Genomic DNA, 7282 nt, shown 5'->3' with positions numbered 1-7282 from the left:
ATATAGTTCTAATTGTTGATTTCTTGTATCTCTTATTTGAACAAAAAGCCCTAAAATCATGTTCACCTAAAAATTGTTTTGAGGCTTCCTTCATTATATTTATATTAAGTTTTTCTTCAACTCTAAAAGCATAGTTTCTTAAAAAAACATCATGAACAGAACTATTATCTATTATATACATATATTTCTTTGACTTTGCATTTAATCTGCTGTGAAAACGCAAATTAACTTCATCGCAACTTAAAACAGATATATCTTTTGGAAGATATTTATTAATTTCAGTAAAGATATCATAAGTATTCATATCTGTTTCACATTTAAAATTTGCAACTTGACCCTTAGAATGAGTTCCTGCATCTGTTCTACCAGAACCATTTACTTCAATATTACAACCAAATATTTTTGATATTATATTTTCAAAAATACCTTGAATAGTATTTTTTGTATTACCTTGTTTTTGCCAGCCATTATATCTTGTACCATCATACTGTATTAATAATTTAAAATTTCTCATAACTCACCTTTTTTATAGATTTAATAAATATATTTTATTTTACATCAGCTTAAGATATATTTCAAAATAAAATTAAACCTTGTCTAAAAAACATAATTATTATAAAATATCTTTAAAACTAAAAGGAGGAATAATTATGGACGTAACAAGCTTTGGAATTAATCATGATGTACTTTTAAGAGGTATTTATGTTTCAAGAAAGGATATTATTAATGATGGTATTTTAACAACATTTGATATAAGAATGAAAGAGCCTAATAGAGAACCTGTAATGGATACATCTGTAATGCACACTCTTGAACATTTAATGGCAGTATATTTTAGAAGCAATAATGAATGGGCTGATAAAACAATATATATAGGACCTATGGGTTGCAGAACAGGAATGTACGCTATATTTAAAGGTGACCTTGAACCACATAATATAATTGAAAAAATGAAAGAATGTTATCAATATATTATAAATTTTAAAGGAGAAATACCTGCTACAAAATCATATATGTGTGGCAATTATCTTGATCATAATCTTGTTATAACACAAATAGAATGTAAAAAATTTTATGATGAAATTCTTATGAATATTAAAGAAGAAAACATGGTATATCCTAAACAGCAATATTAAGTTTACTATAATTTTTTTATGTAAATAAAAGCAGTATATGATTATTTTTATACTGCTTTTTATTTATATAATTTAATCATGTGTATTACTACTAAGCCATTTAAAAGTTTCGTCTATTGCAAAATCACGCCAATTATGTCCGCCATTATGAGGATACCATTTAACATTAGCACCTTCCATAATTAATTTTTTATTTATTTTTTCGTTTCTTTTAAAAAGTATATCTTCTTTTCCACAAGATAGAAATACATTTGGCAATTTATGTTCTTTAAGTGATTTTATAGCAGCACACAAAGGATTTTTATTATATGAAAATTCTAGTTCAGATAAATCTCCAAAAATGTCACTAAAATAAGAAAATCCACAGTTGTTATAACCTACAACTTCTGGATTTCCTATTAATATATCATCAACTATAAAAGAGCCAGATATTGATGCTATTTTTCCAAAAACAGAAGCATATTTTGAACCAATTAATAAAGCCCCATATCCACCCATAGAAACACCACTTATAAATGTATTCTCTCTTTTATTTGGTAAATCATATTTATAACGAGTTTCATCAACTAAATTTTTTGATACAATTTTTGAAATACATATATTATCTTTATCTATATAATAATTATTTCCCACAGAAGGCGTAACTATCGCAATACTATATTTTTCTGAAAGCTCTTTAATGTCATAGTTTTCATAAAATTCAAAACAATTTCCATTATAGCCATGAAGCCAATAGACAGTATATAATACTTTTTTAGGAATAACAATATTATATTTAATACAACTATTACCTATTATAATGATATTCTCATTAAAAATATACATTAAAATCACTTCCTTATTTTATAATATATATAATATTCTAACATAAAAAAGACGAGAAAACTCTCGTCTTTTATTTTTTATATATTATCATCAAAAACCATAGCTTCTACTGGTATAGCAAAAAGGTATGTAAGTATAAAACTCATAAATACACATATTAATGATATTATAAAGTAAATTAAAAGTTGGTGACCTTCATATATATACATAAGATATGATGGAAGGACAGCAAGACCATATGAATTTGAACGTATATTGAATATAGAAAGAAGTGCTGCTCCTGTTCCAGATGTTAAAAGCATAACAAAAAGAGGTTTTAAGTTAAATCTAAGTTGTATACCAAATAAAACAGGTTCACTTATACCGAAAAGTTGAGAGAGCATAGCTCCAATACTAGTTTGTCTTATTCTTTTGCTTTTTGATTTTAAAGCAAAAGCCAAACAAGTTCCAACATTTGCAAAACCATACATTGCACAAAGTGTTATAAGAGCATTAAATCCTGTATTTGCTAATAAAGATGTTTCTATCATTACATATGTATGATGAAGTCCTGTTATAACTGCCAAAGGATATGTAAAGCCTATTATAAAACCACCTATTCCAAAAGGAAGATTTATAAGTTTTTCTATTATATTTACCATATTAAGCTCTATTACATGCATAATAGGACCAACACCAAGAAGAATTACAAGCATTGTTATAAGCATTACAAAAAACGGTGTAAATATAAGGTCAAGGACATTAGGCATAATTTTTCTGAGTTTTTTCTCAAGAGTTGCACCTATTAAGCCTGTAACAATAGCTGTAAGTACACTTCCTTGACAACCTACAAGCGGAATTTTTCCAAAAGCCATTATAGCTTCAACTCCACTTTTAGGATCAGCTACTGAATAAGCATTTGGTAAAGCTGGAGAGACAAGCATAAGTCCTATTACAAGACCTATTACAGGAGTACCACCAAATACTCTGAAAGCTGACCATGTTATTATAGCTGGTAGAAACGCAAAAGCTGTGTCTGTAAGAACTGTAACAAGAGTTTGTATATATGCTGGAATATCAGCTGTTGAAGCACCTATAAGAGAAAGAACATTATCATTAAATATACAACTCTTAAGTCCCAAGAAAAGACCTGTTGCAGCAATTACAGGAATTATAGGAACAAATATATCTGCCAATATTCTCATAATACGTTTTATTCCTTTTTCTTGACTTTTTACAGCTTCATCTTGTTCTTTTTTTGAAAGTGTTTTAAGTCCAAGGTTTTCTACTTCTGCATAAACTTTATTTACTATACCTGTACCAAGTATTATTTGATATTGTCCTGATGTAAAAAATACACCTTTTACTTCATCAATTTTTTCAACTTTTTTATCATCAATTTTTTCTCTATCTTTAACAATAATACGAAGTCTTGTGGCACAATGTGTAACAGAAACAATGTTATCTTCCCCAACTATATCTACAATTGATTTTGCTATATCTAAATATTTATTATTTCCACCCATAACATAATCCTCCTTATATTGTAGTAAACATTAAAGCCTGAAAAGGCATCAATCTTAATTTTCCATTTTCTATAAATTCACAATCTAAATTATTGAGAACTGTTTCATTATATTTTCCTTCAAAATATTCTTCTGTTTCATTATTATCAAAGTTAAAAAAACAGTATATTTTTATGTTATTATAATGTCTTATATAGCCTATTGTCTTATCAGAAGTCTGAATTGGTTCTATTTTTCCGTATATAAGACACTCTGAATATTTTGAATTCTGTCTTATATTTATAATACTTTTATAAAATTCAAATATACTATCTTTTTTACCTATCTGACTTTCAGCATTTATATTAATATAACTATCATTCATTTTAAGCCATGGTTTTTTTGTTGAAAAACCTGCATATTTTTTATTATTCCATTGAAAAGGAGTTCTTGCGTTATCCCTACTTCTTAAATTTATGAAATGTAAAGCATCTTTTTCGTCAAATCCTTCTTTAATAGAACGCTTATATTGGTCTATACTAGATATATCATTAAAATCACCAATTGATTTTCTTTCAAAATTAATCATTCCAATTTCTTGTCCCTGATATATAAAAGGAGTTCCTCTAAGAAAGAAATACATAGCCCCTAACATTTTTACTGCATCATTATTTCTTTCATTTTCAATTAAATATTTTGTTGTTGCTCTTGGTTGATCATGATTTTCTATAAAATTGGCTGCCCAACCTGTTTTTTGAATTGAAATTTGACTTTTCATAATCTTTTCATTAAGTTCTTTTACAGTCCAATTAACTCTCTTAAACCATTCACTTCCGCTCTTTACATCAAGGTCCGCATATTTAAAGTCAAATATCATTGAGAAATATCCATCTTCACCTATAAAATTAGAAAGTTCATCATATTCAACTCCTGGTGCTTCTGCAACTGTTACACAATTATATTTTGAAAATGTGTTTGCTCTAAGTTCTTTCAAGAAAACATCTATACCTTTTTGATTTCTCGAAACTTTTGTACATTTTGCCATACCATCAACACCATCAGCTTCTATACTTTTAAATGTTAGATCTTTTTTTATAAAAGTTATAGCATCAATTCTAAAACCAGCTATACCAAAATCAAGCCATTTATTAACAACTTTATAAAGCTCATTTCTAAGTTCTGGATTTTCCCAATTAAGGTCTGGCTGTTTCTTTCCAAAAGCATGGAAATAATATTCATCTCTGTCTTCAACTTTTTCCCAAACAGATGTACCAAAAACAGATCGCCAATTATTAGGAACACTTTTTCCATTTTTAAAAATATAATAATCATGATATTTACTTTCAGGATTTTTTAATGCTTCTTTAAACCATGGATGTTCGTCAGATGTATGATTTATTACAAGATCAAGTATTATTTTTATATTTTTTTCTTTTGCTTTATCAATAAGTTCTCTAAGATCGTACATTGTACCAAATTCTTCTGATATATCGAAATAATCCGATATATCATATCCATTATCATCCATAGGCGATTTGAAAATAGGACAAATCCATATCATTGTTATGCCTAAATTTTTTAAATAATCCAATTTACTCGTTATACCTTTTATATCCCCTATACCATCATTATTACTATCATAGAAACTTTTAGGATAAATCTGATAAACAACTTCTTTTTGCCACCATTTATTATTCATAAAAATCCCCCTTTATTCTTATATTATATTTCGTCTTGAAAGTTCATTATATATCCCATCTTCCATAACGCTTTCACACATTCCTGTAGATATATTTGAAAGAGCCAAAGGACTTCCTTCCATGGCTATCGATGTTTCACAAACATTAAACATATCTATATCATTATAACCGTCACCAAAAGCTATTGTATCCTTTAAATCTATTTTCAAGTATTTACAAAGTGTTTTTATTGCGTCTCCTTTGTTAGAGCCCTTTTTAATAATTTCATTATAAAAATTTTCATGCCACATTCCTGATTGAGATTTATAAATATTATTTTCTTTTATAAAAAAATCTAATTTTTTATTCATTTTATAATCAGACCAAATACATATTTTATGGATATTATCTTTTTCAATATTAAAATCTCTTATATTATCCTCATATACAATTTTTTCATTCTTAAAAAAATGTTCTTTTTGCTTATCGTTTAAAAATGCTATTTTTTCTCTATTCATATCCATAAATATTTCATAAGCACTGTTATTCATAAAAACTTTTTCAATACTTTCAAAAGCAAAAGCAATATTATTATTTTTTAATTTAAAGGTTTCATAAAACTTTTTTAATATATCCACATCAATATATTCATCTTTTATAATGTTATTTCTATATTTTATATAACAACCTCCACCAGATATAATAGCTTCAATATTCATATCCATAACATCTTTTGGAATTGTGCCTTGACTTCTTCCTGTACATATACAAACTATATGACCTCGTTCTCTGCACATATTAACAGCTTTTATAGCTGAGTTTGGCACACCATAAGCAAAATCTCTTAAAGTACCATCTATGTCCAGTATTATAAGCTTTTTCAAGTTAAATTCCTCCTTTATCTGCCGGCAATGTTATAATATCATTAAAAAAAGAGCCATTCAATAGAAGTGACTCTTTAAAAAACTATGTTCAAACTTTGTTCATTGTTTCATTATGTGGGAATATGTACATCATTTAAAAATAATTTATATTGTATATATAAAAGTTCTATAAGTATAAAATAAGAAGTTGTTATATTATATATAAAGTCTTGATCAATAGACATTTTTATAGAATTTATATAAAGATTTTCTTCACAAATTCCAGAAAGTGTGTTTGATTTCATCTCTGTAATTGAAAGAAGTTTTATACCTTTAATATGTAATTTTTTAGCCATATTTATAATAGTTTCAGACTCTCCCGAAAGAGATACCATTATTACATAATCATCTATACTTGCTACATTTATTATAGCTTCTGCCATATCTTTTCCATGTGCGTCGATTATTATTTTATGTGCTGGCAAAAAAATTCTTTTAAATTCACTAGCAACTTTAGCCTGAGAATATCCACTACCAAAAATAAAAATTCTTTTTGCATATTTTATATTTTTAAAAATCTCAGAACAATTTTTCGTTTTTATATAATCAATCATTTTATGATAACTTTCAAACATAGTAGAAATAGAATTTTCAACATTTATATTTTCATTATAGGACATACGTATAATAGATTTTAATGCAGTATATCCAGAAAGAGAACATTTTTGAGCAAACCTTGAAAGAGAGCTTTTTGAAATATGAAATTTAAGCCCAAATTCTTCAATAGACAAACTGCAACAATCTTTTTTATTATTAAGTATACATTGACATATATATTTATCATTTTCAGTGAAATTTTTATAATTATTATTTATTAAATCATCAATATTCATTTTCTATCCTCCTAGAATACTCAATATATTTCATAAAAAGAGTATCTATAATCATATAAAAAACTGCGACCAATTCATAATTTAGATTATTTATATTATTTATGTTTTGAGTAATAGCAAAAATATTTAAATGACATAATCTTGATATTGTATTATTAGCTAATCGTGTTATTGAAATTCTGTTTATTTTAGTTGGAATTATAAGTTTAAGTATATCTATACCAGATTTTGTTTCTCCTGAAAGCGATATTATTATAAACACATCATTTTCTTTAAAAAGAGATTTTAAAAATTCAACCTCTCCATAATCAAATACAGGTACAACTATTTTACCAGCTGAAATAAAAACTCTTTTAAACTCATCAGCTATGGTTTTTTGCTCATTTCCAGTACCATAAATAT

Annotated in this window: 8 protein-coding genes; 1 reads left to right on the top strand and 7 read right to left on the bottom strand. The window is 26.4% G+C overall.

From position 1 onward, the window contains the following. On the bottom strand, positions 1 to 514 hold a 514-nt coding region (locus tag B5E58_RS12945; protein ID WP_088110064.1), incomplete at its 3' end, for a tRNA pseudouridine synthase A. 136 nt (positions 515 to 650) lie between these two features. On the opposite strand from B5E58_RS12945, the gene B5E58_RS12940 reads away from it, so the two are divergent. Then, entirely contained in the window at positions 651 to 1136 is a 486-nt protein-coding gene (locus tag B5E58_RS12940; RefSeq protein WP_088110063.1) for an S-ribosylhomocysteine lyase, read from the top strand. Between the two features lie 72 nt (positions 1137 to 1208). Here B5E58_RS12940 and B5E58_RS12935 read toward each other — a convergent pair whose 3' ends face one another. The 6 genes from B5E58_RS12935 to B5E58_RS12910 form a co-directional block, all read right to left on the bottom strand. Next, a complete protein-coding gene (locus B5E58_RS12935) occupies positions 1209 to 1961 on the bottom strand; it encodes an alpha/beta hydrolase (RefSeq protein ID WP_088110062.1) in 753 nt (250 codons plus the stop codon). A gap of 77 nt (positions 1962 to 2038) precedes the next feature. Then, positions 2039 to 3466 carry a PTS transporter subunit EIIC gene (locus tag B5E58_RS12930; protein ID WP_088110061.1) on the bottom strand — a complete coding sequence of 476 codons (1428 nt, stop codon included), beginning with the start codon at positions 3464 to 3466 and terminating at the stop codon, positions 2039 to 2041. Positions 3467 to 3479: 13 nt separating this feature from the next. After that, positions 3480 to 5144 (bottom strand): alpha-glucosidase, encoded by a 1665-nt coding sequence (locus B5E58_RS12925; RefSeq protein ID WP_088110060.1) that lies wholly within the window; start codon positions 5142 to 5144, stop codon positions 3480 to 3482. Between the two features lie 18 nt (positions 5145 to 5162). Continuing rightward, a complete protein-coding gene (locus tag B5E58_RS12920) occupies positions 5163 to 6008 on the bottom strand; it encodes a Cof-type HAD-IIB family hydrolase (RefSeq protein ID WP_158097773.1) in 846 nt (281 codons plus the stop codon). 110 nt (positions 6009 to 6118) lie between these two features. After that, positions 6119 to 6880, bottom strand: a complete 762-nt coding sequence (locus B5E58_RS12915) for a MurR/RpiR family transcriptional regulator (protein ID WP_088110058.1) — start codon at positions 6878 to 6880, stop codon at positions 6119 to 6121. Next, positions 6870 to 7282 (bottom strand): SIS domain-containing protein (locus B5E58_RS12910; RefSeq protein WP_143597278.1); only part of this gene is annotated, 413 nt, incomplete at its 5' end. The genes B5E58_RS12915 and B5E58_RS12910, both read right to left, overlap by 11 nt.

The sequence above is a fragment of the Tyzzerella sp. An114 genome (assembly GCF_002161055.1).
GTDB lineage: Bacteria > Bacillota > Clostridia > Lachnospirales > Anaerotignaceae > Fimicola > Fimicola cottocaccae.
Note: the sequence above shows the minus strand (reverse complement) of the source record. Positions and strands in the feature narration are given on the sequence as shown.